General features: G+C 62.1%; 14 protein-coding genes. 9 read left to right on the forward strand and 5 right to left on the reverse strand.

Translation table 11 applies throughout. The features are described 5' to 3' along the window. Positions 1-12 precede the first annotated feature (12 nt). Positions 13-1,053 carry a low specificity L-threonine aldolase gene (locus CAF70_RS17710; RefSeq protein WP_085626187.1) on the reverse strand — a complete coding sequence of 347 codons (1,041 nt, stop codon included), beginning with the start codon at positions 1,051-1,053 and terminating at the stop codon, positions 13-15. A gap of 312 nt (positions 1,054-1,365) precedes the next feature. Here CAF70_RS17710 and CAF70_RS17715 point away from each other — a divergent pair, with 312 nt between their 5' ends. The 7 genes from CAF70_RS17715 to fdhA all read left to right on the forward strand — a co-directional run bounded on the left by CAF70_RS17715 (position 1,366) and on the right by fdhA (position 10,390). Further along, the gene (locus CAF70_RS17715; RefSeq protein ID WP_085626188.1) at positions 1,366-2,619 is read left to right on the forward strand and encodes a serine hydroxymethyltransferase; all 1,254 of its coding nucleotides are present in this window, start codon (positions 1,366-1,368) and stop codon (positions 2,617-2,619) included. Positions 2,620-2,634: 15 nt separating this feature from the next. Beyond that, positions 2,635-3,885, forward strand: a complete 1,251-nt coding sequence (locus CAF70_RS17720) for a sarcosine oxidase subunit beta family protein (RefSeq protein ID WP_085626189.1) — start codon at positions 2,635-2,637, stop codon at positions 3,883-3,885. Positions 3,886-3,899: 14 nt separating this feature from the next. Continuing rightward, positions 3,900-4,235, forward strand: coding sequence for a sarcosine oxidase subunit delta (locus CAF70_RS17725; RefSeq protein WP_039613194.1), 336 nt, complete (start codon positions 3,900-3,902; stop codon positions 4,233-4,235). Next, positions 4,232-7,249: a sarcosine oxidase subunit alpha gene (locus CAF70_RS17730; RefSeq protein WP_085626190.1), complete on the forward strand. Its 3,018-nt coding sequence runs from the start codon at positions 4,232-4,234 to the stop codon at positions 7,247-7,249. Before CAF70_RS17725 ends, CAF70_RS17730 begins: the two co-directional genes overlap by 4 nt. A 170-nt stretch (positions 7,250-7,419) precedes the next feature. Further along, entirely contained in the window at positions 7,420-8,052 is a 633-nt protein-coding gene (locus tag CAF70_RS17735) for a sarcosine oxidase subunit gamma (protein WP_013970521.1), read from the forward strand. 11 nt (positions 8,053-8,063) lie between these two features. Further along, the gene (gene purU, locus CAF70_RS17740; protein ID WP_085626191.1) at positions 8,064-8,921 is read left to right on the forward strand and encodes a formyltetrahydrofolate deformylase; all 858 of its coding nucleotides are present in this window, start codon (positions 8,064-8,066) and stop codon (positions 8,919-8,921) included. 269 nt (positions 8,922-9,190) lie between these two features. Then, the gene (fdhA, locus tag CAF70_RS17745) at positions 9,191-10,390 is read left to right on the forward strand and encodes a formaldehyde dehydrogenase, glutathione-independent (protein ID WP_085626192.1); all 1,200 of its coding nucleotides are present in this window, start codon (positions 9,191-9,193) and stop codon (positions 10,388-10,390) included. An 86-nt stretch (positions 10,391-10,476) separates the two neighbouring features. Here fdhA and CAF70_RS17750 read toward each other — a convergent pair whose 3' ends face one another. Beyond that, positions 10,477-11,430 (reverse strand): RHS repeat-associated core domain-containing protein, encoded by a 954-nt coding sequence (locus tag CAF70_RS17750; RefSeq protein WP_085626193.1) that lies wholly within the window; start codon positions 11,428-11,430, stop codon positions 10,477-10,479. A gap of 162 nt (positions 11,431-11,592) precedes the next feature. Here CAF70_RS17750 and CAF70_RS17755 point away from each other — a divergent pair, with 162 nt between their 5' ends. After that, positions 11,593-12,174, forward strand: coding sequence for a DUF2780 domain-containing protein (locus tag CAF70_RS17755; RefSeq protein ID WP_085626194.1), 582 nt, complete (start codon positions 11,593-11,595; stop codon positions 12,172-12,174). A 247-nt stretch (positions 12,175-12,421) separates the two neighbouring features. On the opposite strand, the gene CAF70_RS17760 is transcribed toward CAF70_RS17755, so the two are convergent. Next, positions 12,422-13,771, reverse strand: a complete 1,350-nt coding sequence (locus tag CAF70_RS17760) for an APC family permease (protein WP_085626195.1) — start codon at positions 13,769-13,771, stop codon at positions 12,422-12,424. A gap of 245 nt (positions 13,772-14,016) precedes the next feature. Continuing rightward, positions 14,017-14,904: an acyltransferase gene (locus tag CAF70_RS17765; RefSeq protein WP_085626196.1), complete on the reverse strand. Its 888-nt coding sequence runs from the start codon at positions 14,902-14,904 to the stop codon at positions 14,017-14,019. A 182-nt stretch (positions 14,905-15,086) separates the two neighbouring features. Between CAF70_RS17765 and CAF70_RS17770 the strand changes: the two genes are divergently transcribed. Next, complete coding sequence (locus CAF70_RS17770; protein WP_085626197.1) at positions 15,087-15,587, forward strand: ATP-dependent zinc protease; 501 nt, start codon at positions 15,087-15,089, stop codon at positions 15,585-15,587. A 96-nt stretch (positions 15,588-15,683) separates the two neighbouring features. Here CAF70_RS17770 and CAF70_RS17775 read toward each other — a convergent pair whose 3' ends face one another. Continuing rightward, positions 15,684-16,307: a glutathione S-transferase gene (locus tag CAF70_RS17775; RefSeq protein ID WP_085626198.1), complete on the reverse strand. Its 624-nt coding sequence runs from the start codon at positions 16,305-16,307 to the stop codon at positions 15,684-15,686. Positions 16,308-16,310 lie beyond the last annotated feature (3 nt).

Here is a 16,310-nt window from a genome sequence, read left to right on the forward strand (position 1 = left end):
GAATGCGGCCTGTCAGGCGCCGATGATGGCGCGGATGTCCGCCGCCAACTCGCGCACCCGCTCTTCCTCGGTATCCCACGAGCACATGAACCGCGCCCCGCCACTGCCAATGAAGGTATAGAACCGCCAACCCCTGCCGCGCAGCGCTTCGATCGCGTGCTCTGGCATCTGCAGGAACACCCCGTTGGCCTCCACCGGGAACATCAGCTCGACCCCCGGCAAGTCACTCACCAGCGAGGCAAGCAACTGCGCGCAATGGTTGGCGTGATTGCCATGGCGCAGCCAGGCGCCATCTTCCAGCAGGCCCACCCAAGGCGCCGACAAGAAACGCATCTTGGATGCAAGCTGCCCGGCCTGCTTGCAACGGTAGTCGAAATCCTCGGCCAGCTGGCGGTTGAAGAACAGGATCGCTTCGCCCACCGCCATACCGTTTTTTGTACCGCCAAAGCACAGTACATCGACGCCGGCCTTCCAGGTCAGCTCGGCCGGGCTGCAACCCAGGAACGAGCAGGCATTGCTAAAGCGTGCGCCGTCCATGTGCAGGTTCAGCCCCAGCTCCTTGCAGGTGGCGCTGATCGCCTTCAGCTCGTCGGGGCGGTAGACGGTACCGACCTCGGTGGCCTGGGTAATGGTCACCACCCGTGGCTTTGGGTAGTGGATGTCCTGGCGCTTCAGCGCCACTTCCCGGATCGACTGCGGCGTCAGCTTGCCGTTGACGCTGGGCGCGGTCAGCAGTTTGGAGCCGTTGGAGAAGAACTCCGGCGCGCCGCATTCGTCGGTTTCGACGTGGGCGGTCTCGGAGCAGATCACGCTGTGGTAGCTCTGGCACAGCGAGGCCAGGGCCAGGGAGTTGGCGGCGGTACCGTTGAAGGCGAAGAACACCTCGCAGTCGGTTTCGAACAGGTTGCGGAAGTATTCCGCGGCGCGTTCGGTCCACTGGTCGTCGCCGTAGGCGCGGTCGTGGCCACGGTTGGCCTTCTCCATCGCCGCCCAGGCTTCGGGGCAGATACCGGAATAGTTGTCGCTGGCGAATTGTTGGCTCTTGTCTGTCATGGCACTGTCCTGTGAACGACGCAGAACAGCACTCTAAACCATCGATTCAGCAGTTGCCTATACAAGCTGTGCATCGGCAGATTGCTCTGGCGTATGTGCTGGCCTTTTCGCGGCCACGCCCGCTCCCACAGGCCTGTGCAGATCCTTGTGGGAGCGGGCGTGCCCGCGAAGAAGCCAACACCACAACGAATGTCGTAAACGCGCCATTGCAAGGCGTGCGCAGGCATCTGACCCGCCCCGCCCAGTCATAACATCGCCACAAAGGGCCACAGTGCCCCACGACAAAAAATGATCGCTGCCGGGAGATACACGATGTTCAGCAAGCAAGACCAGATCCAGGGTTACGACGATGCACTGCTGGCGGCGATGAATGCCGAAGAACAGCGCCAGGAAGACCACATCGAGCTGATCGCCTCGGAAAACTACACCTCCAAGCGCGTGATGCAGGCCCAAGGCAGCGGCCTGACCAACAAGTACGCCGAAGGCTACCCGGGCAAGCGCTACTACGGTGGCTGCGAGCACGTGGACAAGGTAGAAGCCTTGGCCATCGAACGCGCCAAGCAGCTGTTCGGTGCCGACTACGCCAACGTCCAGCCGCACTCCGGCTCCTCGGCCAACGGCGCGGTCTACCTGGCCCTGCTGCAGGCCGGTGACACCATCCTCGGCATGAGCCTGGCCCACGGCGGCCACCTGACCCACGGCGCCAAGGTGTCGTCCTCGGGCAAGCTGTACAACGCTGTGCAGTACGGCATCGACACCAACACCGGCCTGATCGACTACGACGAAGTCGAGCGCCTGGCTGTCGAGCACAAGCCGAAGATGATCGTTGCCGGCTTCTCGGCCTACTCCAAGACCCTCGACTTCCCACGCTTCCGTGCCATCGCCGACAAGGTCGGCGCGCTGCTGTTCGTCGACATGGCCCACGTGGCCGGCCTGGTTGCCGCTGGCCTGTACCCGAACCCGATCCCGTTCGCCGATGTGGTGACCACCACTACCCACAAGACTCTGCGCGGCCCGCGCGGTGGCCTGATCCTGGCCAAGGCCAACGAAGAGATCGAGAAGAAGCTGAACGCCGCGGTATTCCCTGGCGCCCAGGGCGGCCCGCTGATGCACGTGATCGCCGCCAAGGCCGTGTGCTTCAAGGAAGCGCTGGAGCCTGGCTTCAAGGCCTACCAGCAACAAGTGATCGAAAACGCCCAGGCCATGGCCCAGGTGTTCATCGACCGCGGCTACGACGTGGTTTCCGGTGGCACCGACAACCACCTGTTCCTGGTCAGCCTGATTCGCCAGGGCCTCACCGGCAAAGATGCCGACGCCGCCCTTGGCCGCGCGCACATCACCGTCAACAAGAACGCCGTGCCGAATGACCCGCAGTCGCCATTCGTCACCTCGGGCCTGCGCATCGGCACCCCGGCCGTCACCACCCGCGGCTTCAAGGTCGCTCAGTGCGTGGCCCTTGCCGGCTGGATCTGCGACATCCTCGACAACCTCGGTGACGCTGACGTCGAAGCCGATGTGGCGAAGAACGTCGCGGCCCTGTGCGCAGATTTCCCTGTTTACCGCTGAGTGGGGTCCCACACCATGCAACGTTACTCGGGCTTCGGCCTTTTCAAGCACTCCCTCAGCCACCACGAGAACTGGCAGCGCATGTGGCGCACGCCAACCCCTAAAAAGGTCTATGACGTGGTTATCGTCGGCGGTGGCGGCCATGGCCTGGCAACCGCCTACTACCTGGCCAAGGAACACGGCATCACCAACGTCGCGGTGATCGAGAAGGGTTACCTGGGCGGCGGCAACACCGCCCGTAACACCACCATCGTGCGTTCCAACTACCTGTGGGACGAGTCGGCGCACCTGTACGAGCACGCCATGAAGCTGTGGGAGGGCCTGTCCCAGGACCTCAACTACAACGTGATGTTCTCCCAGCGCGGCGTCTACAACCTGTGCCACACCCTGCAGGACATGCGTGACTCCGAGCGCCGCGTCTCCGCCAACCGCCTCAACGGCGTCGATGGCGAGCTGCTGAACACTGCCCAGGTCGCGGCCGAGATCCCGTACCTGGACTGCTCGAAGAACACCCGCTACCCGATCCTCGGTGCCACCGTGCAGCGCCGTGGTGGCGTGGCCCGTCACGACGCCGTGGCCTGGGGCTTCGCCCGTGCTGCCGACGCCCTGGGCGTGGACCTGATTCAGCAGACCGAAGTGATCGGCTTCCGCAAGGAAAACGGCGCGGTCATCGGTGTGGAAACCAACAAAGGCTTCATCGGCGCCAAGCGCGTCGGCGTGGTCACCGCCGGTAACTCCGGGCACATGGCCAGGCTGGCCGGCTTCCGCCTGCCGCTGGAGTCGCACCCGCTGCAAGCCCTGGTATCCGAGCCGATCAAGCCGATCATCGACAGCGTGATCATGTCGAACGCCGTGCACGGCTACATCAGCCAGTCCGACAAGGGCGACCTGGTGATCGGTGCCGGTATCGACGGTTGGGTCGGCTACGGCCAGCGCGGTTCGTACCCTGTGATCGAGCACACCCTGCAGGCTATCGTCGAGATGTTCCCCAACCTCTCACGCGTGCGCATGAACCGCCAGTGGGGCGGCATCGTCGATACCTCGCCGGACGCCTGCCCGATCATCACCAAGACCCCGGTCAAGAACATGTTCTTCAACTGCGGTTGGGGTACTGGCGGCTTCAAGGCGACCCCCGGTTCGGGCAACGTCTTCGCCGCGAGCCTGGCCAAGGGCGAAATGCACCCACTGGCCGCGCCGTTCTCCATGGACCGCTTCTACAACGGCGCACTGATCGACGAACACGGCGCCGCCGCCGTCGCCCACTAACCGGAGACACCGTCATGTTGCATATTTTCTGTCCCCACTGCGGCGAGCTGCGCTCCGAAGAAGAGTTCCACGCCTCTGGCCAGGCGCACATCGCCCGCCCGCTGGACCCCAACGCCTGCTCCGACGAGGAGTGGGGTACCTACATGTTCTACCGTGACAACCCGCGCGGTATTCACCACGAACTGTGGGACCACGTTGCCGGCTGCCGCCAGTACTTCAACGTCACCCGCGATACCGTGACCTACGAAATTCTGGAAACCTACAAGATTGGCGAGAAGCCGCAAGTGACCGCCAGCGGCAAGCAAAGCAGCGCCGCGTCGACCGTCAAAGGCCAAGGGGAAAAAGTATGAGCCAGACCTATCGCCTCGCCAGCGGCGGCCGTATCGACCGCAGCAAGGTCCTGAACTTCACCTTCAACGGCAAGACCTACCAGGGTTATGCCGGTGACAGCCTGGCCGCCGCGTTGCTGGCCAACGGCGTTGATATCGTTGGCCGCAGCTTCAAGTATTCGCGTCCACGCGGCATCATTGCCGCCGGTACCGAAGAACCGAACGCCATCCTGCAGATCGGCTCCAGCGAAGCCACCCAGATCCCCAACGTGCGAGCCACCCAGCAGGCGCTGTATGCAGGGCTTGTAGCCACCAGCACCAACGGCTGGCCGAACGTCAACAACGACGTCATGGGCATCCTTGGCAAGGTGGGCGGCAGCATGATGCCGCCGGGCTTCTACTACAAAACCTTCATGTACCCGAAATCGTTCTGGATGACTTACGAGAAGTACATCCGCAAAGCCGCCGGCCTTGGCCGCGCGCCGCTGCAGAACGACCCGGACAGCTACGACTACATGAACCAGCACTGCGATGTGCTGATCGTCGGTGCAGGCCCTGCTGGCCTGGCCGCGGCCCTGGCCGCTGCCCGCAGCGGTGCCCGTGTGATCCTGGCTGACGAGCAGGAAGAGTTCGGCGGCAGCCTGCTCGACACCCGCGAAACCCTCGACGGCAAGCCTGCCACCGAGTGGGTCAACGCCGTGGTCAAAGAGCTGGAAAGCCTGCCGGAAGTGACCCTGCTGCCACGCGCCACGGTCAACGGCTACCACGACCATAACTTCCTGACCATTCACGAGCGCCTCACCGACCACCTCGGCGACCGCGCCCCGATCGGCCAGGTGCGCCACCGCGTGCACCGCGTGCGTGCCAAGCGCGTAGTGCTGGCCGCCGGTGCCCACGAGCGCCCGCTGGTGTACGGCAACAACGACGTGCCGGGCAACATGCTGGCCGGTGCCGTGTCCACCTATGTGCGCCGCTACGGCGTGGCCCCGGGCCGCAAGCTGGTGCTGTCGACCAACAACGACCACGCCTATCGCGCCGCGCTGGACTGGCACGATGCCGGCCTGCAAGTGGTCGCCATCGCCGACGCCCGCCACAATCCGCGTGGCTCGCTGGTCGAAGAAGCACGTGCCAAAGGCATCCGCATCCTTACCTCCAGCGCCGTGATCGAGGCCAAGGGCACCAAGCACGTTACCGGCGCCCGCGTGGCCGCCATCGACGTACAGGCACACAAGGTCACCAGCCCGGGCGAAACCCTCGAGTGCGACCTGATCGCTACCTCCGGTGGTTACAGCCCGATCGTGCACCTGGCTTCGCACCTGGGTGGTCGCCCGGTATGGCGTGAAGACATCCTCGGCTTCGTACCGGGCGATGCGCCGCAGAAACGCGAATGCGTGGGTGGCATCAACGGCGTCTATGCCCTGGGCGACGTGATCGCCGATGGCTTCGAAGGCGGCGTTCGCGCAGCCACCGAAGCAGGCTTCAAGGCCACCGTTGGCAGCCTGCCGAAAACCGTTGCGCGCAAGGAGGAGGCCACCGTGGCGCTGTTCCAGGTGCCGCACGACAAAGGCACTGCCCGCGCACCCAAGCAGTTCGTTGACCAGCAGAACGACGTCACCGCAGCCGCCATCGAACTGGCCACCCGCGAAGGCTTCGAGTCGGTCGAGCACGTAAAACGCTACACCGCGCTGGGCTTCGGTACTGACCAGGGCAAACTGGGCAACATCAACGGCCTGGCCATCGCCGCCCGTTCGATCGGCATCACCATTCCGGAAATGGGTACCACCATGTTCCGCCCCAACTACACGCCGGTTACCTTCGGTGCAGTAGCGGGCCGCCACTGTGGTCACCTGTTCGAACCCGTGCGCTTCACCGCCCTGCATGCCTGGCATGTGAAGAACGGCGCCGAGTTCGAAGACGTCGGCCAGTGGAAGCGCCCTTGGTACTTCCCGAAAGCCGGTGAAGACATCCATGCTGCCGTGGCCCGCGAATGCAAGGCCGTGCGTGACAGCGTCGGCCTGCTGGACGCCTCGACCCTGGGCAAGATCGACATCCAGGGCCCGGACGCGCGCGAGTTCCTCAACCGCATCTACACCAACGCCTGGACCAAGCTCGACGTGGGCAAGGCCCGCTACGGCCTGATGTGCAAGGAAGACGGCATGGTCTTCGACGACGGCGTGACCGCCTGCGTCGGCGACAACCACTTCATCATGACCACCACCACTGGCGGCGCCGCGCGTGTACTGCAGTGGATGGAGCTGTACCACCAGACCGAATGGCCGGAGCTGAAGGTGTACTTCACCTCGGTCACCGACCACTGGGCGACCATGACCCTGTCCGGCCCGAACAGCCGCAAGCTGCTCAGCGAACTGACCGACATCGACATGGACAAGGAAGCCTTCCCGTTCATGACCTGGAAGGAAGGCAACGTCGGCGGCGTACCGGCCCGGGTGTTCCGTATCTCGTTCACCGGCGAGCTGTCGTACGAAGTCAACGTGCAGGCCAACTACGCCATGGGCGTGCTGGAACAGATCATCGAGGCGGGCAAGAAGTACAACCTGACCCCGTACGGCACCGAAACCATGCACGTACTGCGCGCCGAGAAGGGCTTCATCATCGTTGGCCAGGACACCGACGGCTCGATGACCCCGGACGACCTGAACATGAGCTGGTGCGTGGGCCGCAACAAGCCGTACTCGTGGATCGGCCTGCGTGGCATGAACCGCGAAGACTGCGTGCGCGAGAACCGCAAGCAGCTGGTAGGCCTGAAGCCGATCGATCCGACCAAGTGGCTGCCGGAAGGTGCCCAGCTAGTGTTCGATCCGAAGCAGCCGATCCCGATGGACATGGTTGGCCACGTCACCTCCAGCTACGCGTCCAACTCGCTGGGCTACTCGTTCGCGATGGGTGTGGTCAAGGGCGGCCTCAAGCGCATGGGCGAGCGTGTCTACTCGCCGCAGGCCGATGGCAGCGTGATCGAGGCGGAGATCGTGTCTTCGGTGTTCTTCGATCCGAAGGGTGAGCGGCAGAACGTCTAAGGCCCCGGTACCAACTGATGCCCGGTTTGGAATGAGGTCTCTGTGGGAGCGGGCGTGCCCGCGAAGAAGGCGGTGAATCCACCATCGCATTCGCGGGCATGCCCGCTCCCACAGGATGATCGTCTCCCGCAGGCATCGTGGTCGAATCCAGAATTCAAGGCAGGTAAGAAATGAGCGCTATCAACGTCTTCCAGCAAAACCCCGGCGCCGAGGCCAAGGCCCAGTCGCCACTGCACCACGCCGACCTGGCCAGCCTGGTTGGCAAAGGCCGCAAGAACGCAGGCGTGACCCTGCGTGAACGCAAGTTCCTCGGCCACCTGACCATCCGTGGCGACGGCCACGACCCGGAATTCGCCGCCGGCGTGCACAAGGCCCTGGGCCTGGAGCTGCCAGTGGCCCTGACCGTGGTCGCCAACAACGAAATGTCGCTGCAATGGATGGGGCCGGACGAGTGGCTGCTGATCGTCCCGGGCGGCCAGGAGTTTGCCGTCGAGCAGAAGCTGCGCGCAGCCCTCGAAGGCCAGCACATCCAGGTAGTCAATGTCAGCGGCGGGCAAAGCCTGCTGGAACTGCGCGGCCCGAACGTGCGCGAAGTGCTGATGAAATCCACCAGCTATGATGTTCACCCGAACAACTTCCCGGTAGGCAAGGCCGTCGGCACCGTATTCGCCAAGTCGCAACTGGTGATCCGCCGCACCGCCGAAGACACCTGGGAACTGGTGATTCGCCGCAGCTTCGCCGACTACTGGTGGCTGTGGCTGCAAGACGCTTCGGCCGAGTACGGTCTGAGCATCGAGGCTTAAGGAGAGCGAACATGAGTCGGGCACCGGATACCTGGATTCTCACCGCCGACTGCCCGAGCATGCTCGGCACCGTCGACGTGGTGACGCGTTACCTCTTCGAGCAGCGCTGCTACGTGACGGAGCACCACTCCTTCGATGACCGGTTGTCGGGGCGTTTCTTCATTCGCGTGGAGTTCCGCCAGCCGGACGATTTCGACGAAGCCGGCTTCCGTGCCGGCCTTGCCGAGCGCAGCGATGCGTTCGGCATGACGTTTGAGCTGACTGCACCCAATCATCGCCCCAAGGTGGTGATCATGGTGTCCAAGGCCGACCATTGCCTTAATGACCTGCTGTATCGGCAGCGCATCGGTCAGCTGGCCATGGACGTTGTCGCGGTGGTGTCCAACCACCCGGACCTCGAGCCGTTGGCGCATTGGCACAAGATTCCCTACTACCACTTCGCCCTCGACCCGAAGGACAAGCCGGCGCAAGAGCGCAAGGTGATCCAGGTGATCGAAGAAACCGGCGCGGAGCTGGTGGTGCTTGCCCGTTACATGCAGGTGCTGTCGCCGGAGCTGTGCCGGCGCCTGGATGGTTGGGCGATCAACATTCACCACTCGTTGCTGCCCGGGTTCAAGGGCGCCAAGCCTTATCACCAGGCTTACAACAAGGGCGTGAAGATGGTTGGCGCCACGGCGCACTACATCAACAACGACCTGGACGAAGGCCCGATCATCGCCCAGGGCGTGGAGGTGGTGGACCACAGCCATTACCCTGAAGATCTGATTGCCAAAGGGCGCGACATCGAGTGCCTGACCCTGGCGCGGGCGGTGGGGTATCACATCGAGCGGCGTGTGTTCCTCAACGCCAACCGGACGGTAGTTCTGTAATAACCTGTACCGGCCTCTTCGCGGGCATGCCCGCTCCCACTGGTGTTGCGCTGCTCTCAAGGCTAGCGCGGTACCTGTGGGAGCGGGCGTGCCCGCGAATGGCCCAACACAATTTCACCTGCCGTTAAAAGGCATCTCCCTGTCGCTTCCAGTCAGTGCATCCCGCCGTATCAGGCCCACAATTCCCTGCATTCCAGAAACACATGCCGCCCCGGATGGCGGCGCGTTCAACCACCGCTGCATAAATAAAAATCAAGCGAGGTAAGAGCATGTCTGGCAATCGTGGAGTGGTATATCTCGGCGCCGGCAAGGTCGAGGTGCAGAAGATCGACTACCCGAAAATGCAGGACCCACGCGGCAAGAAAATCGAGCACGGCGTGATCCTGAAGGTGGTCTCCACCAACATCTGCGGCTCCGACCAGCACATGGTTCGCGGCCGCACCACCGCCCAGGTCGGCCTGGTCCTGGGCCACGAAATCACCGGTGAAATCGTCGAGAAGGGCCGCGACGTCGAGCGCATGCAGATCGGCGACCTGGTCTCGGTACCGTTCAACGTCGCCTGCGGCCGTTGCCGCTCCTGCAAAGAGATGCACACCGGTGTCTGCCTCACCGTCAACCCGGCCCGCGCAGGCGGTGCCTACGGCTACGTCGACATGGGTGACTGGACCGGCGGCCAGGCCGAATACGTGCTGGTGCCATACGCCGACTTCAACCTGCTGAAACTGCCAGAGCGCGACAAGGCCATGGAGAAGATCCGTGACCTGACCTGCCTGTCCGACATCCTGCCGACCGGCTACCACGGTGCCGTGACTGCTGGCGTCGGCCCGGGCAGCACTGTGTACGTTGCCGGTGCCGGCCCGGTCGGCCTGGCCGCCGCTGCCTCGGCGCGCCTGCTGGGCGCCGCCTGCGTGATTGTTGGCGACCTGAACCAGGCTCGTCTGGCTCACGCCAAGGCCCAGGGCTTCGAAGTGGTCGACCTGTCCAAGGACACCCCGCTGCACGAGCAGATCGTCGACATCCTCGGCGAGCCGGAAGTGGACTGCGCCGTAGACGCCGTAGGCTTCGAGGCTCGCGGCCATGGCCACGAAGGTGCCAAGCACGAAGCCCCGGCCACCGTGCTGAACTCGCTGATGCAGGTTACCCGCGTTGCCGGCAATATCGGTATCCCGGGCCTGTACGTGACCGAAGACCCGGGCGCGGTCGATGCTGCTGCCAAGATCGGCGCGCTGAGCATCCGCTTCGGCCTGGGCTGGGCCAAGTCGCACAGCTTCCACACCGGCCAGACCCCGACCATGAAGTACAACCGCCAGCTGATGCAGGCGATTATGTGGGACCGCATCAACATCGCCGAAGTGGTGGGCGTGCAGGTGATCAACCTGGATCAGGCGCCGGAAGGGTATGGCGAGTTTGATGCGGGTGTGCCGAAGAAGTTTGTGATCGATCCGCACAAGATGTGGGGTGCGGCGTAATACGCACAGCCTCAGCGAAGCCCCTCAAGTGAGGGGCTTTTTTATGAGAGTTTGCTCGGCTGACTAATGCTTATCATAAAAAATTATCAAAGCCCACGCCTGACGAAATTGTTAATATTTTGAATTTCATTTTTAATTTCTTTCTTGATCCTGGAAAGTTCTTCTGTACGTAGTTCTATATTTTTTGATAGGAATTTTTCATTATTTAGGGCGACTGACAGTCTTGAATTGGCTTCCTGAGCCTCGAGAGCCAACCTCTGGTTCATTGCCTTGACACGTCTTTTATCAGCCCATTCGCTGGGATCTGGAGTTAATGGTCTGTTGTTGAGTTGAGCATCAAGCGCAGCGCTTTCTAAGTGTGGCAGTTCTCTTCGCTGTTTAATTAGGCTTTGCTTATCTCGAGCTATGCTGTTTTTTAAGGTTTCTGCTTTGAGTTTTAAATCTTTTTCCTTGCTGAGTAAGAGTGTGGAGTGTTTGTCTTTTATGTAAACTTGAGGGTGCTTGCGCGATTTTAGGATTTTTTGGACGCCTCGGAAGAGCCTAACGTGGCCCGATGGGTCAGTGAAGTTTATTGGGTCATTCTCGCAATAGGCATAAGCATTAAAACCGCCACTGTCAAAAGGGCTAAGGCTGTCGGGGCTGTTAAAGCGCCGACGTAAAGGGCTGAAAAGCCTGTATCCAATTCCCAAAGCGTACGCTAGTGAAAACGGGTCGAAGCATTGTCCATTGAATGCAATAAGCGCTGCGATTTTTTCCGATTTCAAGAAGCCATAAGGCGAATATGCCACCATGTCATGTGCTACGCCCAGTACAGAGCTAGCCTGGTCAACCTTTAGAGTTTTGGCCGTCTGTCCTTCTTCAAACTGAACGATCGGCGTTCCTTCTGCCCATAGCATACGGTGATAATTGCCCTGCTCCGAGAGCCGGGCAGAGAGGTGGTCGTTTTGATAAAAATGCATGGCACGATGCTGCGGTGAACTGCCCTGTTCCTGTAAGAATGCATGACTCGGTCCGATGTCGTTTGCAGTTTGGTTTGTCATGATCCCACCTCGGTAATGTCGTAATTTCGGCTTACTTTGGGGCCGCGCACCATTGGCATCAACTAGCAATTTTGCTAGGTAACGTAGGGTAGGAACAAACCTGCAAATCGTCAGTCAAACCCCTCGTTTCCCAGGCCATCCCGGCCAACGAGGTCCCTCCCGATGAAAGCAATCACCCTGGCAACCCTGATGACCCTGGCCGCAAGCCCGGTGTTCGCCTTCAACCTCAGCGATGCCGCCAACGCCGTGTCCGCCATGCAGAGCCAGCAACCGCAAGGCCAGGTGCAGGCGCCCGCAGCGCAAGCCAATCTGCTCAATACCCTGGGTAGCCAATTGAACATCACCCCCGAACAGGCCGTGGGCGGGGCGGGGGCGATGTTGGGGTTGGCGCGTAACAACCTCAGCAGTGAGGACTATGGCCAGTTGACCAAGGCAGTGCCGGGGCTGGACCTGCTGGCAGGGGCCGGTGCGCTGGGTGGGTTGAGTGGGTTGGGGGATTTGCTGGGCAAGAACAGCGAGAACCCGTCGGCATTGAGCAATGCGCTGGGTGGCAATGTGGAGAACCGCAGCGACCTGGACAATGCGTTCAAGGCGCTGGGCATGGATACCGGGATGATCGGGCAGTTTGCGCCGTTGCTGCTGCAGTACCTGGGGCAGCAGGGGATTGCCGGGTCATTGTTGCAGAATTTGGGGAGTTTGTGGACGACGCCGGTGCCGGCGCCGTTGGCTCAGCCTTCGGTCTGAGGGTTTTGAAGGGACAGTGCTGGCCCAATCGCCGGCAAGCCAGCTCCCACAGGGTTATCACAGACTTCAGGGCTGACGCTGTAGTTGTGGGGCAACTGTCTTGATCAAGATTCAAGCGCCTGCGCAGTTTTTGTGGGAGCGGGCATGCCCGCGAACACCGGCGAAGCCGGTGGCCTACACCGCGCTGGATTCTTCGCGGGCGCGCCCGCTCCCACAGAACATAAGCAGATCTGCGTCGGGCCGATAGTCAGGCAGCTTCGGTGAAGTCCACCAGCCGCACCGGACGACGGAAGCCGGCGGTCAGTACTGCCAGATACGCAAGGCCTAGCGCAAACCAGCACAGGCCAATCACCAAAGTCAGTGCCGACAGGCTGGTCCACAGCCACAAGGTCAGCGCCAACCCCACCAACGGCACCACGCCATAGCACAGCAGCCCCTTGAGGTTACGCTGTGCACCATCGTCCATCAGGTGAGTCTTCACCACCGCCAGGTTCACCGCCGAAAACGCCACCAGCGCACCAAAGCTGATCAGCGAGGCGAGGGTAGCCAGGTCGATCACCAACGCCAGCAGCGAAAATGCCGACACCAGCGCAATGGCAAACACCGGGGTACCAAAGCGCGGCGACAGGTAACCAAAGCTGCGCCGAGGCAGTACGTTATCGCGCCCCATGGTGAACAGGATGCGCGACACCGCTGCCTGCGAGGCCAGCGCCGAGCCCAGGCTGCCGGCCACATACGCCGCCGTGAAGAAGTTGGCCAGGAATTGCCCGCCCGCCTTGAACATCACCTCGTTGGCCGCCGCATCGGCATTGGCGAATGTGCTGCCCGGCAACACCAGCTGGCTGACATAGGCCAGCACGGTGAACAGCAAGCCGGCGAACAGGGTTGTGAGGATGATCGCCCGTGGCACGTCGCGGCGGGCATCGCGGCATTCTTCGGCCAAGGTCGATACGGCATCGAAGCCAAGGAACGACAGGCACAGCACCGCCGCGCCGGCCATGATCGGGCCGAAACCGGGCTTGGAGCCATCGCCCATCAGCGGCGTCAGCAGGTCCAGCGGCTGGCCGGCCAGCGACTGGCAGGACAGCGCGACGAACACCACGATGAACACGATCTGCGCGCCAACGATCAGGTTGCTGGTCTTGGCCACCGAGTGAATGCCGACCACATTGAGCACGGTCACCAGGGCAATCGAGGCCAGCGCGATCGACCACGCCGGGATGGCCGGGAAGGCGATGTTGAGGAACAGGCCGATCAGCAGGTAGTTGATCATTGGCAGGAACAGGTAATCCAGCAGCAGCGACCAGCCGGCGAGGAAGCCGACGTTTGGGCCGAAGGCCATGTTGGTGTAGGAGTACGCCGAACCCGCGACCGGGAAGCGCTTGACCATGAAGCTGTAGGACGCGGCGGTGAACAGCATGGCCACCAGCGTGACCATATAGGCGCCGGCAGTGCGACCGCCGGTAAGCTCGGTGACGATGCCGTAGGTGGTGAAAATGGTCAGCGGGACCATGTACACCAGGCCGAAAAACACCAGGGCGGGCAGGCCGAGGACACGGCGGAGCTGGGCGGGGGTGGAGCTGGGTGGGTTGGCCATCGTTCGATCCAGAGCGTTTTTGTAGTTGTGCTTTGGTCGATTTTTATCCACTTAGGTGGGGTGTGACAAAGAAGTAATCCTAATGCTGATTATTAGCCTGGGTTTTAATCGGAAGTCTGTGATACCTGTACCCGCCTCTTCGCGGGCTCGCCCGCTCCCACAGGATTACCACAGCCCCTGAAGGTGGCGCCGCCCCTGTGGGAGCGGGCGAGCCCGCGAAGAGGCCGGCACAGGCAATAGAGCTTTCAGCCCATTTCCGCCCGCAGCTGCTCGATCCGCAAGTCCTTTTCCACCCACAACTGGTTCACCCAAGCCTGCACGGTCTGACGAAACTCAGGATCATTCTCGTAATCCCCCGCCCACAGCGCCGGGTCCAGCTCGCGCACCTGAATGTCGATAATCACCCGGTTGATGCTGCCATTGAGCAGGTCCCAGAACCCCGGCGCCTTGTTGCCGGGATAGACGATGGTCACGTCGAGCAAGGCATCCAGCTGCTCACCCAATGCCGCCAGCACGAACGCCACGCCACCCGCCTTTGGCTTGAGCAGGTAACGATACGGCGACTGCTGCTCCAGGCGCTTGGCCTCGGTAAACCGGGTGCCTTCCAGGTAGTTCACCACGGTCACCGGCTGGCGCTTGAACAGCTCGCAGGCGGCCTTGGTGATTTCCAGGTCCTTGCCCTTCAGCTCCGGGTGCTTCTCCAGGAAGGCCTTGCTGTAGCGCTTCATGAACGGGTAATCCAGCCCCCACCAGGCCAGGCCCAGCAACGGTACCCAGATCAGTTCCTTCTTCAGGAAGAACTTGAAGAACGGTGTACGGCGGTTGAGGCTTTCGATCAGTGCGGGGATATCGACCCAGGTCTGGTGGTTGCTCACGGCCAGGTATGAGGTGTCCTTGCGCAGGTTCTCGACACCGCGGATGTCCCACTTTGTAGGGATGCACAGGGCAAAGATGGCCTTGTCGATCTCCGACCAGGTCTCGGCCACCCACATCACTGCCCACGAGGCATAGTCACGGCCGCGGCCCGGCAGCACCAGTTTGAGCAGGGCGAAGACCAGCAGCGGGCAGATCAACACCAGGGTGTTGAGCAGCAGCAGGGTGGTAGTGAGAATGCCGGTCAGCAGGCGACGCATAAAGAGACTCTTGTTGTGGGAGATAAACGGTTGGCAATGATAAGCAGGGCGCTGGCCAACGCCAAATTTCCCATGCCCGGCGGCGCAGACAAATGTTTCACAATTTGTTGGTTAACCTTGTGACAGCGAACCTATCCTGCCAGTGCAGTCTAAGCACTGACACTCCTCAAGGAAGCCTGCCTGTGAAATCTCTGCTTGCCCTGTTGTCGTTGTTGGCGCTGCCGGTCATGGCCGCCGAGCCCACCCTCTATGGCCGTTACGAGAACATAGCCCTGCCCGAACTGGGCGAAACCCTGAAAGCCAAGATGGATACTGGCGCCTTTACCGCGTCGCTTTCGGCCAAGGATATCGAGCTGTTCACCCGCGATGGTGACGAGTGGGTGCGCTTCCGCCTGGCGACCAAGGATTCGGACGGCAAGGTGTACGAGCACAAGGTCTCGCGCATCAGCAAGATCAAGGGCCGTGCCGATGAAGAAGACGAAGGCGATGCGCCGGAAATCTCCAAGCGCCCGGTGGTCGACCTGGAGCTGTGCCTGGGTGACGTGAAACGCACCGTCGAGGTTAACCTGGTGGACCGCAGCAGCTTCAACTACCCGCTGCTGGTGGGGGCCAAGGCATTGCGCGAGTTCAAGGCGGCGGTAAACCCGGCGAAGAAGTTTACCGCCGGCAAGCCGGGCTGCTGATGGCGAGGCGCCTGTAGCGGCCCTTTCGCGGGCTCGCCCGCTCCCACAGGTATGGCGCATACCCTGTGGGAGCGGGCGTACCCGCGAAGAGGCCCTTCAGGCTACCGGCGCGGTGGCAACCATGGAAGGCCGCTTGACCACCTCGGCATACCACGCCGCCAACCCAGGCTGCTGCTCACGCCAGCCGAACCCGGGCTGGCGCAAATCCAGATACCCCAGCGCACAGGCCACGCCAATCGCTGCCAGGTCGAACCCGGACATCAGCTCAGGCAAATGCTCCTGCTCCAGGTTGGCCAGGCTACGGCGAATCTTGTCGCCCTGTGCCTGCAGCCAGCCGTCCCAGCGCTTGTCTTCAGGCCGCAGGAAGCTTTCATAGCGCGACGACACCGCCGCATCCATGATCGCATCGGCCTGCGACACCAGCGTCATGCGGCGCCAACGCGCCGAGCCTTCGCGCGGCAGCAGCGGCAGGCCGACGTGCTGCAGGTCCAGGTATTCGCAGATCACCCGGCTGTCGTGCAGTACGGTCCCGTCTGCCAGGCGCAGGGCCGGGATCTTGCCGATCGGGTTGTCCTGGTTCAGTTGCAGGTCGCCGCTGACCGGGCTGATGTTCACCGGCTGCAGCTTTACACGCTCAAGCTGGCCAGTCTCGTGCAACACCACCATGACCTTGCGCACGAATGGCGACAATGGCGAGTGGAACAGGGTCATCGTGCTCATGCG

The organism is Pseudomonas sp. B19(2017), assembly GCF_002113165.1.
GTDB lineage: Bacteria > Pseudomonadota > Gammaproteobacteria > Pseudomonadales > Pseudomonadaceae > Aquipseudomonas.

What these genes read in the sequence shown, in the direction of transcription:
- CAF70_RS17750 (WP_085626193.1), bottom strand. Translation starts at nt 11,430, where the DNA reads ATGACAAACCAAACTGCAAACGACATCGGACCGAGTCATGCATTCTTA.
- CAF70_RS17755 (WP_085626194.1), top strand. Translation starts at nt 11,593, where the DNA reads ATGAAAGCAATCACCCTGGCAACCCTGATGACCCTGGCCGCAAGCCCG.
- CAF70_RS17760 (WP_085626195.1), bottom strand. Translation starts at nt 13,771, where the DNA reads ATGGCCAACCCACCCAGCTCCACCCCCGCCCAGCTCCGCCGTGTCCTC.
- CAF70_RS17735 (WP_013970521.1), top strand. Translation starts at nt 7,420, where the DNA reads ATGAGCGCTATCAACGTCTTCCAGCAAAACCCCGGCGCCGAGGCCAAG.
- CAF70_RS17710 (WP_085626187.1), bottom strand. Translation starts at nt 1,053, where the DNA reads ATGACAGACAAGAGCCAACAATTCGCCAGCGACAACTATTCCGGTATC.
- purU (WP_085626191.1), top strand. Translation starts at nt 8,064, where the DNA reads ATGAGTCGGGCACCGGATACCTGGATTCTCACCGCCGACTGCCCGAGC.
- CAF70_RS17765 (WP_085626196.1), bottom strand. Translation starts at nt 14,904, where the DNA reads ATGCGTCGCCTGCTGACCGGCATTCTCACTACCACCCTGCTGCTGCTC.
- CAF70_RS17730 (WP_085626190.1), top strand. Translation starts at nt 4,232, where the DNA reads ATGAGCCAGACCTATCGCCTCGCCAGCGGCGGCCGTATCGACCGCAGC.
- CAF70_RS17720 (WP_085626189.1), top strand. Translation starts at nt 2,635, where the DNA reads ATGCAACGTTACTCGGGCTTCGGCCTTTTCAAGCACTCCCTCAGCCAC.
- CAF70_RS17775 (WP_085626198.1), bottom strand. Translation starts at nt 16,307, where the DNA reads ATGAGCACGATGACCCTGTTCCACTCGCCATTGTCGCCATTCGTGCGC.
- fdhA (WP_085626192.1), top strand. Translation starts at nt 9,191, where the DNA reads ATGTCTGGCAATCGTGGAGTGGTATATCTCGGCGCCGGCAAGGTCGAG.
- CAF70_RS17725 (WP_039613194.1), top strand. Translation starts at nt 3,900, where the DNA reads ATGTTGCATATTTTCTGTCCCCACTGCGGCGAGCTGCGCTCCGAAGAA.
- CAF70_RS17715 (WP_085626188.1), top strand. Translation starts at nt 1,366, where the DNA reads ATGTTCAGCAAGCAAGACCAGATCCAGGGTTACGACGATGCACTGCTG.